We start from the raw sequence: 14,040 nt of genomic DNA on the forward strand, positions 1-14,040 counted from the left end.
TGCGATGAATCCCCGCGCCTTGGGGTAAAATCCCCGGAATCCCCTTGACCTTTGCCGCCGCACTCTGTTGAACCGCCCTGACATGTAATACAGGGATGGCCATCGGCGATGGATGATCAGAACAAGAACCTTATCTTGGCAACAGCACTTAGTTTCGTCGTGATTCTAGTGTGGTTCGTGATGTTCCCACCACCCGAACCCGCCCCGGTCGATCCCAACGCCGCCGTACCCACGGCAACCGAGAGCCTGCCCACCCCCTCGGCCACGGGCGGCGCAGAGGCGACCACCGCCACAACCGCAGCCCCCGTGGCAGAGCCGGACGCGCCGCGCCTTACCATCGACACGCCCAGCCTGAAGGGCACGATTTCCCTGCAAGGCGGCCGGATCGACGACATCTTCCTCAAGAATTACCGCGAAACGATCGACCCCGCGTCAGAGATCGTGCGCCTGATGGCCCCTGTCGGCAACGAAACACCCTATTACGCCCTTTATGGCTGGGCCCCCGGCGCTGGCCTGACCCCCGATCAAGTGCCCGGCGCGAACACGCTCTGGCAGGTCGAGAGCGGCGAAAAGCTGACGACAAGCACGCCCGTCACCCTCTCGTGGGACAATGGCGCAGGCCTCATCTTCCGCCGCGAACTCAGCGTCGACGAGGATTTCATGTTCTCCGTCCGCCAGTCGGTCGAGAATACCGGGGCAACCGCCGTCAGCCTTGCCCCTTACGGTATCCTTGCACGTCATGGCCGCCCCGCCGACCTCAAGAACTTCTTCATCCTCCACGAGGGGTTGATCATGATGGCGGATGGCACCCTGTCGGAAATCGACTATGACGATGTCGAGGAATACCCGTTCAACGCCCGCGAAGGTGCGCCCGCCGAAGTCACCCAAGTGACCGAGAATGGCTGGATCGGCTTTACGGATCACTACTGGATGACCACCCTCATCCCCGCAGCGGGCAGCTCGTTCAAGGCGGTGGCCAAGTTCGATCCGCAACGCGGCATCTATCAGACCGAAGCCGTGCAACCGACCCAAACGGTCGAGCCAGGCCAGACCGCAAGCGCCGAAACCCGCCTCTTTGCCGGGGCCAAGGAATGGGCGACGATCCGGCACTATCAGAACGAACAGGGCGTTGACCGCTTTCTCGATTCCATTGACTGGGGCTGGTTCTTCTTCCTGACCAAACCGATCTTTGCGGTGCTGCATTGGCTCAATGCCCTGATTGGCAACATGGGCTGGGCGATCATCGCGCTGACGCTGCTGATCAAGGCGCTTGTGCTGCCCTTGGCCTATAAATCCTACGTCTCCATGGCCAAGATGAAAGACCTCCAGCCGCAGATGGAGAAGATCAAAGAGACCGCTGGCGATGACCGCCAGAAACTCCAGAAAGAAATGATGGAGCTCTACAAGCGGGAAAAGGTCAATCCGGCGGCGGGCTGTCTGCCGATCCTGCTGCAAATTCCCATCTTCTTCTCGCTCTACAAGGTGATCTTCGTCACGCTCGAATTGCGCCACGCGCCTTGGGTCGGCTGGATCAAGGATCTCTCGGCTCCCGATCCTTCGTCGCTCTTCAACCTCTGGGGCGTGCTGCCTTGGGCCGCGCCGGAACCGGGCTCGATCATGGCGCTGATCTTCATTGGCATCCTGCCCTTGGCTTTGGGCATCTCGATGTGGTTGCAGCAGAAACTGAACCCGTCACCCACCGACCCCACGCAAAAGATGATCTTTGCCTGGATGCCTTGGGTCTTCATGTTCATGCTGGGCAGCTTTGCCTCGGGCCTCGTGATCTACTGGATCGCCAACAACGTGATCACCTTCTCGCAGCAATACATGATCATGCGCAGCCAAGGCTATAAACCGGATGTGTTCGGCAATATCACCTCGGGCTTCAAACGAGAGAAACCCGCGGCCGAATCCACGCCCAAAACAACACCCAAGAAAAAATGACAGAGGTTCGCGCCCTCTGGCGGCATCCGATCAAGAGCCACGGGCGCGAAGCGCTGAGCACCGTCACGCTGACCGCCGGGCAGGCCATGCCCGGCGACCGTCTTTGGGCAGTCGCCCTCGAAATCGCCCGGCTGACGGACGGCGAATGGGGGCCTTGCGTCAACTTTTCGCGCGGGTCCAAGACCGGCGCACTCATGGCGATCAATGCGCAGTTGGATGAGGCGGCTGAGACCGTCACCCTCACCCATCCCGACCGCCCCGATCTGACCTTTCATCCCGATCACGACGGGCAGGCGTTTCTCGATTGGGTGCGCCCCCTGATGCCGCCCGAGGGCACGCAGCCCCTGCGCCTCTACCGGCTTGATGGGCGCGGCTATACCGATACCGACTACCCGTCGGTGAGCCTGCTCAACCTCGCCTCAAACGCAGACCTCGCAGACAAGATGGGGGCCGATGTGTCACCCCTACGCTGGCGCTGTAACATCCATCTCGACGGGCTTGCCCCTTGGGCCGAATTTGACCTCATCGGTAAAACTCTGCGCCTCGGGACCGCCGAAATGATCGTGCGTGAACCGATCCGCCGCTGCTTGGCCACCACCGCCAACCCCGCGACCGGCGCGCGCGACCTCGACACGCTGGCAGCCCTCAACAAGACCTGGGATCATCAGGATTTCGGCATTTACGCCGAGGTGATCACCGGCGGCACCATCGCCCTTGGCGACCAGCTTGAGGTGCTGTGATGCAACTGCGTTTTCCCATCGCGCCAGAGCCTGAGCACGAGATTTCCGAACAGGGCCGCAAGCTCTTTGCCGGGCCGGTTGATTTCGTCAAAGGCGTCGTCGCCATGTCCGGCCTGCCGCCCGCCGACCGGCTCGAGGTGTGCTTTGCCGGGCGCTCCAATGTTGGGAAATCCAGCCTGATCAACGCGCTCACAGGCCGCAAGGCGCTCGCGCGCGCCTCCAACACCCCCGGCCGCACGCAGGAAATCAACTTCTTCGCATTGGGCGAGAGCCACTATCTCGTCGACCTTCCCGGTTATGGCTATGCCAATGCGCCGCTCGCCGTGGTGCAAAAATGGCAGGCGCTCTTGAAGCAATACCTGTCAGGTCGCCAAACCCTGCGCCGCGCCTTTGTGCTGGTCGATGCGCGCCACGGCATCAAAACCGTGGATGAAGAGATCATGTCGCTCCTCGACGCCTCCGCCGTGACCTTTCAATGCGTTCTGACCAAGACGGATAAGATCAACGCCGCCGACCGCGACCGCGTGCTGGATCAGGTGCGCGCCAAACTTGCCCCGCATCCGGCGGCCTATCCCGAGCTGATCCTCACCTCCAGCGAGAAATCCGAGGGGCTGGCCACCCTGCGCGCCACCATCGCCACGCTGGAATAGGGCGCGCCCCTAACTCGGTCACGCCCCGGGGCCTCTCCCGCGCCACACCCAACCCCTTAAAAATAGATCGGCCCGCGAACCCCTCCTGATCCGCGAGCCGCTCCTCCCTTTGCCAGACGCGCCTTACCGGCCGGCGTCCAGCACATCCTCCACCGTGCGCAGCCCGGTGCGTGGCGCCTGCACCAACACCGCCATATTCCCCGGCTTATGCTCGTTGCGCAGCATCTTGATATGCGCCTGCGGAATCTCTTCCCATGGGAACACCTCGGACATACAGGGATCAAGCCGCCGCTCGACCATCAGCTTATTGGCCGCCGCCGCCTGCTTGAGATGCGCAAAGTGACTGCCCTGCAAACGCTTTTGATGCATCCACATATAGCGCACGTCAAAGGTGCAGTTGAAACCGCTCGTCCCGGCGCAGATCACCACCATGCCGCCCTTTTTACACACCAGCGATGACACCGGGAATGTCGCCTCGCCGGGATGCTCGAACACCATATCGACGCTCACACCCTTGCCGGTGATGTCCCAGATCGCCTTGCCAAACTTGCGCGCCTCTTTCAGCCACTCGTTATACTCCGGCGAATTCACCTTGGGCAGTTGCCCCCAGCAGTTGAAATCCTTGCGGTTGATAACGCCCTTGGCCCCCTGATCCAGCACGAATTGCCGCTTGCTCTCGTCCGAGATGACGCCAATCGCGTTGGCCCCGGCGGTATTCGCCAGCTGGATCGCATAAGACCCCAGACCGCCCGACGCGCCCCAAACCAGAACATTCTGACCGGGTTTGAGATCATGCGGCGCATGGCCGAACAGCATCCGATAGGCGGTGGCCAGCGTCAGCGTATAGCAGGCACTCTCTTCCCATGTCAGATGCTTGGGTCGCGGCATCAATTGCTGCGCCTGCACGCGGGTGAACTGCGCGAATGACCCGTCTCCGGTCTCATAGCCCCAGATGCGCTGCGTGGGCGAAAACATCGGATCGCCACCGTTGCAATCCTCATCGTCGCCGTCGTCCTGATTGCAGTGGATCACCACCTCATCGCCAACCTTCCAGCGCTTGACCTTGTCGCCCACCTTCCACACGATCCCAGAGGCGTCAGACCCCGCGATGTGATAATCCTGCCCATGCACGTCAAAGGGGCTGATCGGCTGGCCCAGACCGGCCCAGACACCGTTGTAGTTAACGCCCGCCGCCATCACCAGAACCAGAACCTCTTGGCTGTCGATATCCCAGACATCGACCACCTCTTTTTGAAACGACACATCGGGTTCGCCATGCCGCTCACGGCGAATGGCCCAAGCGTACATTTTCTTGGGCACATAGCCCAAGGGCGGCATTTCCCCTACCTCATACAGGTCCTTTTCGGGGGCGTCGTAGGGCGCGATGCCCGTCTTGGTATCCAGGGCCATGGTCAACCTCCTGTCTCAGAATGCCGCAATGCAGAATCGTCCGTCTTGCCCTGAAATACAAACGGCTAAGTAATAATGCAATAGCATTTGGTGATTTTTTGTAATTTTATAACCGAGCGGATGCAGAAAATCCACCTATCCCCTGCTGCGCCCGCAAAATAGATGGTCGATCGAGGCGGCATAATAGGCCACCACCGGCCGCTCTGCCTCGGTGATCACAAAGGCACCCTGCCGCTCTTCAATCATCCCGCGCTCGCGCAGCACCTGAATCCCGAACCGCGCCGCATATCCCAAATCCTTGCGCGGCAGATGCACATGCGCGCGCGGCACCGCGCCCAGCATCTCTGCCACCGCCGCATCAAGAGCGTCTCGCGTCAGCGGCCCCTCGGCCTGCATCAATGCCCGCGCCACCAAGGGCACCGGCAACACCGGCACTTCCGCCCCGATCCGCGCCATCAGGGCCCGCGCCAACCCCCTTAGCCCTGCCTCCGGATGGTCGCGCTCAAACTCCGCCAGAGACATCGGCGCGCCAAAACTCACCGCCGCATAGCCATGTCGGTGATAGCGCCGCCGCAGCCGCAGCCACACCTGCCGGAGCACGAATCCCGCCACGACAGAAATCCGCGCCGGAAACCGCCGCCCGCCCGCTTCCGCTGCGGCCACCAACAACCGATCCTCGAAGACCCGGTCATAATTGATCGCCACCGGCACAAACACCACGTCGCGCCCATCGGGGCTGCGCTCTTCCACCATATATTTCAAGAGGCCCAGCTTGGGCGGCTGCAATCCCCCCGTCAGGCTCAGCCCGCCCTCAGGAAACATCGCCTGTGTCACGCCCCCATCCGTCGCCATCCCGACATAGCGCGCCAGCACCCGGCGATAAAGATCACCGCGCGATTTGCGCCGGATGAAATAGGCTCCCATTGCCTTGATAAGCCGGCTCAGCGGCCAGACCCGCGCCCATTCCCCCACCGCATAGCTCAGCGCCGACCGCTCTGCCGCCAGCCATGTCACCAGCACATAATCCATATTGCTGCGGTGGTTCATCACAAAAACCACCGTCGCTTCGCGGTCTACCGCCGCCAGCGCCTCTTCGTCGAAATGCCCCAACCGCACCCGATACAGCGACCGGCTCAGCCATTTCGCCAGCTTGATCGCAATGCCGAAATAGGCAGTGGCGGAAAAGCTTGGAACGATTTCACGCGCATAGCGCTTGGCCTGCTCAAACGCCACGTTTTCGGGGATGCCCTCGGCCTGTGCATGGGCGGCAATCGCCCGGCTCACTTCGGGATCATAGATCAACCGCTGGATCATGTCATAACGCCGTGCCAGCTTGAATGGCTCAATCGGGCGCTGCAACCGCGTGTTCAGCCGCGCCACCGCCCGCTCCAGCCTGCGCCGCAGAAACCATCGCACCGACGGAAAAAGAAAATGACTGGCAAAGGTGACGGCCGCAAACCCCACCAACAACACTAACGCCCAGAGCGGCATGTCCACGGTCTGTCCCATAGCGCCACCAAATCAGGGTTTTTGGTTTTGGTAAATGGCAACATCATCCTCGGGCGCGACCCGAGGACCTCCCCAAAAAACATCCCACCCACATGCCGCAACGCAGCGAATTGACAGCGCAACCTTCTTGCCTATACCCTCCCTCGAAACGTAACAAAATTGCGCACCCTGATTCACGAGGCCCCGTATGTCGCAGCCGCAGCAAGACCGCCCCAAGGACAAGCCTTGGCTCATCCGCACCTATGCGGGCCATTCCACCGCCGCGAAATCCAACGCTCTCTACCGCGCCAATCTTGCCAAGGGGCAGACCGGCCTGTCGGTGGCCTTCGATCTGCCCACGCAAACGGGCTATGACAGCGATCATATCCTCAGCAAAGGCGAGGTGGGCAAGGTCGGCGTGCCCGTCTGCCACTTGGGCGACATGCGCGCGCTCTTCGCGGATATCCCGCTCGACCAGATGAACACCTCGATGACGATCAACGCCACCGCGCCGTGGCTTCTGGCACTCTATATCGCCGTGGCCGAGGAGCAGGGCGCCGATGTCACCGCCCTGCAAGGCACGGTGCAGAACGATCTGATCAAGGAATATCTCAGCCGGGGCACCTATATCTGCCCGCCCGCACCCAGCCTGCGGATGATCGGCGATGTGGCCGAATACTGCTACACCAATGTGCCCAAATGGAACCCGATGAACGTCTGTTCCTACCATTTGCAAGAGGCAGGCGCCACGCCCGAGCAGGAACTGGCCTTTGCCCTCGCCACCGCCATCGCCGTGCTCGACGAATTGCGCCCCCGCGTGCCCGCCTCTGATTTCCCGGCGCTCGCGTCGCGGATTTCCTTCTTTGTCAACGCGGGCATCCGGTTCGTGACCGAAATGTGCAAGATGCGCGCCTTCGTTGATCTCTGGGATGAAATCCTGCGCGACCGTTACGGCGTGGACGATCCCAAACACCGCCGCTTCCGCTACGGCGTGCAGGTCAACTCCCTTGGCCTGACCGAGCAGCAGCCCGAGAATAACGTCTACCGCATCCTGATCGAGATGCTGGCCGTCACCCTCTCGAAACGCGCCCGCGCCCGCGCGGTGCAACTGCCCGCCTGGAACGAGGCATTGGGCCTGCCCCGCCCTTGGGATCAGCAATGGTCTATGCGGATGCAACAGATCCTTGCCTATGAAACCGACCTCTTGGAATTCGATGACCTCTTCGATGGCAACCCCGCTGTGGATGCCAAAGTCGAGGCGCTCAAGGATGGCGCACGGCACGAATTGGCCAATCTCGAGTCCATGGGCGGCGCGGTGTCGGCCATCGAATACATGAAGTCCCGTCTGGTCGAGTCGAACGCAGACCGTCTTGGCCGGATCGAACGGAATGAGACCATCGTTGTCGGCGTCAACCGCTGGCAGGCGGGCGAACCCTCGCCATTGCAAACCGAGGATGGCGGCATCATGACCGTTGATCCAGCGGTCGAGGCCGAACAGGTCGCGCGGCTCAATGACTGGCGCGCCGCGCGCGACACTGCCGCCGTAACCTCCGCACTTGCCGCGTTGCGTGCCGCCGCCGCAGAGGGGCGCAATGTGATGGAACCGTCAATTGCCTGCGCCCGCGCCGGCGTCACCACTGGCGAATGGGCCGCACAGATGCGCGCCGTCTTTGGCGAATATCGCGGGCCAACCGGCGTGTCTGCCAACCCCTCGAACCGGACCGAAGGGTTGGATGACATCCGCGCCGCCGTCAGCGCGGTTTCCGACCGGCTTGGCCGACGCCTCAAATTCCTTGTGGGCAAACCCGGTCTTGATGGCCATTCCAACGGGGCGGAACAAATCGCCTGCCGCGCCCGCGATTGCGGCATGGATATCGGATACGAGGGCATCCGCCTCACCCCCGAACAAATCGTCAATGCCGCGCTCGAGGATCGCGCCCATGTCGTCGGCCTCTCGATCCTCTCAGGCAGCCATATGCCGCTGGTCGAGGATCTGATGGACCGTATGCGCGCGGCTGGTCTGGGCGACGTGCCCGTGATCGTCGGCGGCATCATCCCCGAGGATGACGCCCGCCGCCTGCGCGAAATGGGCGTGGCACGGGTCTACACACCCAAGGATTTCGAGTTGAACACCATTATGATGGATATCGTGACGCTGGTCGATCCGCAGGCCGTGGCAGCGGAATGACCGCGGCCCTCACCATCCGCCAGGTAGAACCCGCCGATCGTCCCGCTTGGGGCGATCTCTGGCGCGCCTATCTCGATTTCTACGAAACCACCCTGCCAGAGCAGGTTTATGACACCACCTTTGCACGCCTCCTTTCGCCGGATCACCCCGATCAGAACGGTCTGATTGCGCTTCTGGCCGGTCGCCCGGTCGGGCTCGTGCATTATATCTACCACGCGCATAATTGGCGTGTGGAACAGGTCTGCTACCTTCAGGATCTCTACGCCGCCCCCGAAGCGCGCGGCCTTGGCGTGGGCCGCGCCCTGATCGAGGCGGTCTATGCCCGCGCCGATGCAGACGGCCGCCCAACGGTTTACTGGATGACGCAAGAGTTCAACACCACCGCGCGCCAACTTTACGATCGCATCGCCACCGTGACCCCATTCATCAAGTATAGCCGTTAACCGCTGATCCGCTCCGGCCCTGCAACCTTTCGGTGGCGCGGTCCGGGGCATCTCGCCTATGCTCGCAGGACGTGCCTTTCGTTTCATCCCCATAGGTCCGCCCATAGGCCCGCCATGACCGACCCGGCTAAATACCGTCGCCAGATCGAGATCCTCCGTCACGCGGATGCCACCTCCGTGACGGAAATTCTCACGCGCTACGCCATCGTCATCGGCGCGGCGCTCCTTTTGTGGATCAGCACGGGGCAAACCCTCATGCTGATCTGGGGGTTTGTCTATACCGTACTCAACGGGGTCTATATCTTCGTGCTGCGCGCACCCAATTTGCCCAAGACGCGCGGGGCCTATTGCGCGCTTTTTCTGGCGAGTATGATCATTTCCACGTGGTATGCGGCAATGACCATCTATCTCACCACCCTCGACAGCCGGGCTTATGAATTCATCGGCATTTGCGGGCTGATCGGCCTTGGCCTCTACAATCTCAGCCGCCATACCGATCTGACTTTTCTGGCGCTGTGGGATACGCTCTTGCTCACGCTCTGTGTCATAGGCATCGTTCTGGCCTTTGTCGCCAAGACCGAGACCCAAAGCCATCAGGTCGCCATCGTCTTTGCCGGGTTCGGCATCAATGCCTATTACATGATGACCTATCTCTCGATGATGCGCACCCGCGCGACCCTGCGCAGCGCCCAAGAGGCCGAGGTGCAATCGCAAAAGATGCGCGCGGTCGGTCAACTGACCAGCGGCATCGCCCATGACTTCAACAACATCCTGACCGTGATCCGGGGCAATCTCGATCTCGCGTCGGAACTGCCCAATCTGGCAGAGCGTGAACTCATGCTGGACGAGGCCCGCGCCGGCACCGACCGCGCCGCCCATCTTGTTCGACAGTTGCTGGCCTTCTCGCGCAAATCCCAAATGATGCGAAGCGATATCGCCCTTGGCCCCTTTCTCGAAGACTTCGCGGTTTCGCTGCGCCGCCTTTTGCCCGAAACGGTGCGCATCGCCCTCTCTGGCACGCTGCCAGACCTCAGCCTGCGCGCGGATCGTCAGCTGTTGGAAACCGCGCTCTTGAACTGCGCCATCAACGCGCGCGATGCGATGCACCCCGAAGGCGGCATTTTGCGGCTCTCGGCCGTGGTCGACACAGCCGCGCACGAGGTGGCAATCCTGATCGAGGATACCGGCCCCGGCGTGCCCCCCGCCATGATCGACCGCATCACAGAGCCTTTCTTTACCACCAAGCAGGTGGGCGAGGGCTCAGGTCTCGGGCTGTCGATGGTCAAGGGCTTTGCTGAACAATCCGGCGGGCGGCTTGAGTTGCGCAACCAGCCCTCTCGCGGCCTGCAAGTGGCGCTGATTTTACCACTGGTCTGAAACGGGACATTCCCCCGGCAATGCGCTCCCCATCGAAACCACACCCGTCCCGGGCTTGACCCGGGACCTCGCCAAGGCGGGATGGAGGCCCCGGCTCAGGGGCCGGGGCGATGTGGACCCGGTCGAACGCAACACGCCCCAAAATGCCGCACGACCTTACATAATCCCCTTACACACCTTACGAAGCTTACACGCTGCGCCATCCAAATCAAAAGGGCCGTCCCAACCGGGAACGGCCCTCTAGAAGTCGCGGAGGTGGGCCGGTTAGGCGCACCAATTCAGGTCGTTTTCACCTCGGGGCTGCCCTAGGCGATCACCTCCCAAACTGTTCCGACACCTCGCTCCAATCCCTCTATAGACACTGGACCACCTCCTTTCGCTTGTTGAACTTACCCACAGGTTGCCACAGATTTTGCGCTTGTCAAAACAAAATCATGTGGTGCCCGCAAAATTTCTCGCATCATGCTGATTTATTCGGCTTGTAAAACGGCGACGCACTGCCCCGGCAGATCCGCCATTGTCAATTCGCGCTTGGGCTTGGGCGCAGGCGCATTGGGATCAGGTGGCGGCGGATTGAGGATATTGCGCACCCACTGTTCCGCCTCTGCACAGCCATCCCCCGGCGGCATCGCCTCCTGCGTCACGCAACCCGTTGCTCCGCTTGGACAATTCAGCCTGACATGAAAATGATAATGATGCCCATACCACGGCCGCACCTTACGCAGCCACTCCCGATCACTGCCCTGTTCATCCTTGCACATCTGCGCCTTGGCCCCGGCGAAAATGAAAATCCGGGCTGTGCGCGGGTCCTTGGCAGCGGCTTTGACGATCTCGTGATGGGCGCGGGTCCACTGGCTGTTGGTATAGGCCCCGTTCGCCTTCTGCATTGAAATAGAAGAGATATTTTCTCTCTGCGCCACGCTGAGGTTTAGATTATCCGCCGGTCTTAGCCAGATATCGGCATCCAAACCCATCTGATGGCTGGCATGTCCCGTCAGCATCGGCCCACCCCGTGGTTGACTGATATCCCCCACATAGAGGCCGCTCCACCCCGGCTGCTGCGCCGCAACGAGCGACAATTTCTGAACCAGATCAATGGTTTCCGGGTGCCCCCAGTTGCGGTTGCGGCTCAGGCGCATGGCCTGCCACGTAGGCCCGCTCTCAGGCAGGGCCACGCCCCCTGCCAAACAGCCCTTGGCATAGCTGCCATAGGCCGCCGGGCTATGCTCGGACGCACCCCGCTGTGCACCAAAAAGTTGTTTGGCTTGAATACCTTGCATCGACGCAGGGATGCTTTGGCTGGACAAAACGCCGGTTGCTTCGGGTTCCGGTTTAGACTGCATACAGCCCGCAAGCCCAAGCAAAAGCGCCGTGACGGCTACGATCCGACCCATGTTTCCTTGTCCCCTTCCGCTTTGACCCAGCGTAGCAGAACAAGGCCGATTACAAAAAGCAAAATCACAGGCGACACCCCGATGCGCGCCGACCCGCTGAGTGTGGTCACAAGGCCAATAAGTGCCGGTGCCATGAATGCCGTCGCCCGCCCCGAAAGCCCATAAAGTCCAAAGTTTTCAGTGGGTAAGGCCGGATCAGTATGCCGCACCATCAGTGACCGGCTAGACGCTTGCAGCACCCCGCCAAAGCCACCGATCAATACGCCACAGCCGAAAAAGATCATATCCGGCAGCGTGGATCCCTCCGCCAAGGGCACCCCGAAAATCTGACTGCGATCCATACCCACTACAATGACGCAGACGCCGATCAAGGCCCAGATGGCGACCTTGATCACTGGCTTGGGCCCAAACCGCTTGTCCGCCTTGCCGCCCAACCAGCTAAACACCGCCCCGGCAATCGCCCCGATGATCCCGAACACACCGACAGAGGTGATCGACCAGTTCAGCACCAGAATGGCATAGGTGCCGCCAAACCCGTATAATCCGTTAAGCGCATCCCGGTAGAACATCGACGATCCCAAATAGGTGCTCAGGCTCAACCGATGCCGCAAGCTATTGATTGTCTTCATTAATGTTCCAAGCGCTACAGCCACGCCGCCGCCATGCCCCCTTGGGCCCGTGTCCCTCACCCATAGGAAATAGGGCACCATGAAGACCACGAACCAAAGCGCCGTGAACGGCCCCACGGCCCGCGTCCCTTCGCGCAGCGTGGCATCCAGCCCAAGGATCGGATCAAGCCCGATCAGGGTCTTGCCGCTTCCTTGCTCAACAAACAGCGCCAGCACGATCAAGAGCGACAGAACCCCGCCCAGATACCCAAAGGCAAAACCCGACCCCGAGATATCCCCCACCTCCTCCGGCTTGCCGAGCGAGGGCAGTTGCGAATTGATGAAAATCAGCGCGTATTCCGCCCCGACAAAGCCGAACCCAAAGGCAATAAGCCCCCACCAAAGGTTTGATCCATCCGGCAACATGCCCCAAATCGCCGTGGCACCAATCACGTAAATCATTGAAAACACAATGATCCATGGCAATCGCCGCCCGGTGGTATCGGCAAAGGCCCCCATAAACGGTGCCCCCAACCCGATGATCAGCCCCGTCGCCGTCAGACACCAAGACCACATCGCCTGTGCTTGCGCATCGGCCACTTCTTCGGGCAGGCCCGTGCCGATGAAATACTCTGACGCGACCGAGGCGAAATAGGGGCCAAAGATAAAGGTGACGAGCAGCGTGTGATAGGGTTGGCTGGCCCAGTCAAAGAAATACCAGCCCCAGATCCGCTTGCGTGGCGATACGCCTGTCATGCCCCAACCCCTTTGGTTTCAAAGGGATATGACAACCCTCACAGGCTTTGCGCAAGCTATTCCTGCGCATCCTGCATCGGTGGCCAAGGACGTGTGGCATCCGCAGCAATCCACGCTTGTGCCCAGTCCGGCAATGCGGGCGCCGCTATGTCTTGCCCTAATTCGGCCACCACGCGATCTGGGGCGATGATCCCCTCACGCCCCGTAATCGCCGCGCGTAACAAGATGTGGTTGGCACATTCGCCAGATGCTTTCCACATGGATTGCTCGACATAGACAAATTTCTCATCCCATGACAGCAAGCGAGAGCGCATTTCGATCCGCTCCAACATGGTGATCCGGCGGCGATACCGCACACTCGCCCCGGCAATCGCCAAACCCCAGCGATTGCGCTTGAGCGTGCCAATCAGCCCCACACGCCCCGCCAGGGGTATTCGCCCCAGATCAAAGATCGTCAGCGTCCGACCATTGTTCAGCTCGCGCCACAGATCGATGTCCCAGGGCATGCAGATATGGTGCGAAACATGCGTCCCTGTAAGCGCAAGGCGCGGGGATTTGCGGTGCAGGAAAAGCTGCCACATCAGGCGCAGAACGGGGTACATCGGCAATCTCCTTCGCGGCTGGCTTGGCATTGCCACATTCATGCGTCAACCGCGACCGCGCGTCAGGCTTGCGCTTTGGCGCAGGCTTGCATAGGTCATAGGCGGCTAGACCCAGAGGATATTCGCCAAATGCAATCGCTTTTCCAGATCCTGATGCTCCTTCTCGACATCCTGTGGTTCTTTATCATCGCGCATGTGATCATGTCTTGGCTGATTAATTTTCAGGTTTTGAACCTGCGGCAGCAATTCGTCGCGCAGGTCTGGTATGGTCTCAATCGCCTGTTAGAGCCGATTTATGGCCGTGTGCGCCGGATTTTACCGCCGATGTCTGGCATCGACCTTGCACCGCTTGTTGTGCTGGTCGCGGTTTACGCGCTGCGGATCGTGCTGATCAACAATGCGGCGGCGTTTTACTGATCGCCGGGGCTTGTTCACCTAAT

At 60.9% G+C, this 14,040-nt stretch carries 12 protein-coding genes; 7 read left to right on the top strand and 5 right to left on the bottom strand.

Features of this window, described 5'->3' with window-relative positions; translation table 11 throughout:
• The first annotated feature begins 108 nt into the window (after positions 1–108).
• From yidC to yihA, 3 genes are read left to right on the top strand one after another with little or no spacing between them, the layout of a single operon-like run.
• The gene (gene yidC, locus ROSMUCSMR3_RS09050) at positions 109–1,944 is read left to right on the top strand and encodes a membrane protein insertase YidC (RefSeq protein ID WP_008281347.1); all 1,836 of its coding nucleotides are present in this window, start codon (positions 109–111) and stop codon (positions 1,942–1,944) included.
• The gene (locus ROSMUCSMR3_RS09055) at positions 1,941–2,684 is read left to right on the top strand and encodes an MOSC domain-containing protein (protein WP_081507121.1); all 744 of its coding nucleotides are present in this window, start codon (positions 1,941–1,943) and stop codon (positions 2,682–2,684) included. Before yidC ends, ROSMUCSMR3_RS09055 begins: the two co-directional genes overlap by 4 nt.
• A complete protein-coding gene (gene yihA / locus ROSMUCSMR3_RS09060; RefSeq protein ID WP_008281345.1) occupies positions 2,684–3,334 on the top strand; it encodes a ribosome biogenesis GTP-binding protein YihA/YsxC in 651 nt (216 codons plus the stop codon). Before ROSMUCSMR3_RS09055 ends, yihA begins: the two co-directional genes overlap by 1 nt.
• A 123-nt stretch (positions 3,335–3,457) precedes the next feature.
• Here yihA and ccrA read toward each other — a convergent pair whose 3' ends face one another.
• Both ccrA and ROSMUCSMR3_RS09070 read right to left on the bottom strand, forming a co-directional pair.
• Positions 3,458–4,744 (bottom strand): crotonyl-CoA carboxylase/reductase, encoded by a 1,287-nt coding sequence (ccrA, locus tag ROSMUCSMR3_RS09065; protein ID WP_081507122.1) that lies wholly within the window; start codon positions 4,742–4,744, stop codon positions 3,458–3,460.
• Between the two features lie 135 nt (positions 4,745–4,879).
• Complete coding sequence (locus ROSMUCSMR3_RS09070; RefSeq protein ID WP_008281342.1) at positions 4,880–6,253, bottom strand: 1-acyl-sn-glycerol-3-phosphate acyltransferase; 1,374 nt, start codon at positions 6,251–6,253, stop codon at positions 4,880–4,882.
• Between the two features lie 187 nt (positions 6,254–6,440).
• Here ROSMUCSMR3_RS09070 and ROSMUCSMR3_RS09075 point away from each other — a divergent pair, with 187 nt between their 5' ends.
• The 3 genes from ROSMUCSMR3_RS09075 (at position 6,441) to ROSMUCSMR3_RS09085 (ending at position 10,240) form a co-directional block, all read left to right on the top strand.
• Positions 6,441–8,420, top strand: a complete 1,980-nt coding sequence (locus tag ROSMUCSMR3_RS09075; RefSeq protein WP_081507123.1) for a protein meaA — start codon at positions 6,441–6,443, stop codon at positions 8,418–8,420.
• Positions 8,417–8,863, top strand: coding sequence for a GNAT family N-acetyltransferase (locus ROSMUCSMR3_RS09080; RefSeq protein WP_008281340.1), 447 nt, complete (start codon positions 8,417–8,419; stop codon positions 8,861–8,863). Before ROSMUCSMR3_RS09075 ends, ROSMUCSMR3_RS09080 begins: the two co-directional genes overlap by 4 nt.
• 114 nt (positions 8,864–8,977) lie before the next feature.
• Positions 8,978–10,240, top strand: coding sequence for a sensor histidine kinase (locus tag ROSMUCSMR3_RS09085; protein WP_081507124.1), 1,263 nt, complete (start codon positions 8,978–8,980; stop codon positions 10,238–10,240).
• Between the two features lie 470 nt (positions 10,241–10,710).
• On the opposite strand, the gene mepA is transcribed toward ROSMUCSMR3_RS09085, so the two are convergent.
• Genes mepA through ROSMUCSMR3_RS09100 form a run of 3 tightly spaced genes read right to left on the bottom strand, consistent with a single transcriptional unit; the run spans position 10,711 to position 13,600 of the window.
• On the bottom strand, positions 10,711–11,634 hold the full coding sequence (gene mepA, locus ROSMUCSMR3_RS09090; RefSeq protein WP_081507125.1) for a penicillin-insensitive murein endopeptidase: 924 nt from the start codon (positions 11,632–11,634) through the stop codon (positions 10,711–10,713).
• Positions 11,619–12,998, bottom strand: coding sequence for an MFS transporter (locus ROSMUCSMR3_RS09095; protein WP_081507126.1), 1,380 nt, complete (start codon positions 12,996–12,998; stop codon positions 11,619–11,621). The genes mepA and ROSMUCSMR3_RS09095 overlap by 16 nt, the downstream gene beginning before the upstream one ends.
• A gap of 56 nt (positions 12,999–13,054) precedes the next feature.
• On the bottom strand, positions 13,055–13,600 hold the full coding sequence (locus ROSMUCSMR3_RS09100; protein ID WP_081507127.1) for an acyl-CoA thioesterase: 546 nt from the start codon (positions 13,598–13,600) through the stop codon (positions 13,055–13,057).
• Between the two features lie 129 nt (positions 13,601–13,729).
• On the opposite strand from ROSMUCSMR3_RS09100, the gene ROSMUCSMR3_RS09105 reads away from it, so the two are divergent.
• The gene (locus ROSMUCSMR3_RS09105; protein WP_008281335.1) at positions 13,730–14,017 is read left to right on the top strand and encodes a YggT family protein; all 288 of its coding nucleotides are present in this window, start codon (positions 13,730–13,732) and stop codon (positions 14,015–14,017) included.
• The last annotated feature ends 23 nt before the right edge of the window (positions 14,018–14,040 follow it).

The sequence above is a fragment of the Roseovarius mucosus genome (genome assembly GCF_002080415.1).
Classification (GTDB): domain Bacteria; phylum Pseudomonadota; class Alphaproteobacteria; order Rhodobacterales; family Rhodobacteraceae; genus Roseovarius; species Roseovarius mucosus_A.

What these genes read in the sequence shown, in the direction of transcription:
- ROSMUCSMR3_RS09095 (WP_081507126.1), bottom strand. Translation starts at nt 12,998, where the DNA reads ATGACAGGCGTATCGCCACGCAAGCGGATCTGGGGCTGGTATTTCTTT.
- ccrA (WP_081507122.1), bottom strand. Translation starts at nt 4,744, where the DNA reads ATGGCCCTGGATACCAAGACGGGCATCGCGCCCTACGACGCCCCCGAA.
- yihA (WP_008281345.1), top strand. Translation starts at nt 2,684, where the DNA reads ATGCAACTGCGTTTTCCCATCGCGCCAGAGCCTGAGCACGAGATTTCC.
- ROSMUCSMR3_RS09100 (WP_081507127.1), bottom strand. Translation starts at nt 13,600, where the DNA reads ATGTACCCCGTTCTGCGCCTGATGTGGCAGCTTTTCCTGCACCGCAAA.
- ROSMUCSMR3_RS09085 (WP_081507124.1), top strand. Translation starts at nt 8,978, where the DNA reads ATGACCGACCCGGCTAAATACCGTCGCCAGATCGAGATCCTCCGTCAC.
- ROSMUCSMR3_RS09105 (WP_008281335.1), top strand. Translation starts at nt 13,730, where the DNA reads ATGCAATCGCTTTTCCAGATCCTGATGCTCCTTCTCGACATCCTGTGG.
- yidC (WP_008281347.1), top strand. Translation starts at nt 109, where the DNA reads ATGGATGATCAGAACAAGAACCTTATCTTGGCAACAGCACTTAGTTTC.
- mepA (WP_081507125.1), bottom strand. Translation starts at nt 11,634, where the DNA reads ATGGGTCGGATCGTAGCCGTCACGGCGCTTTTGCTTGGGCTTGCGGGC.
- ROSMUCSMR3_RS09080 (WP_008281340.1), top strand. Translation starts at nt 8,417, where the DNA reads ATGACCGCGGCCCTCACCATCCGCCAGGTAGAACCCGCCGATCGTCCC.
- ROSMUCSMR3_RS09075 (WP_081507123.1), top strand. Translation starts at nt 6,441, where the DNA reads ATGTCGCAGCCGCAGCAAGACCGCCCCAAGGACAAGCCTTGGCTCATC.
- ROSMUCSMR3_RS09055 (WP_081507121.1), top strand. Translation starts at nt 1,941, where the DNA reads ATGACAGAGGTTCGCGCCCTCTGGCGGCATCCGATCAAGAGCCACGGG.
- ROSMUCSMR3_RS09070 (WP_008281342.1), bottom strand. Translation starts at nt 6,253, where the DNA reads ATGGGACAGACCGTGGACATGCCGCTCTGGGCGTTAGTGTTGTTGGTG.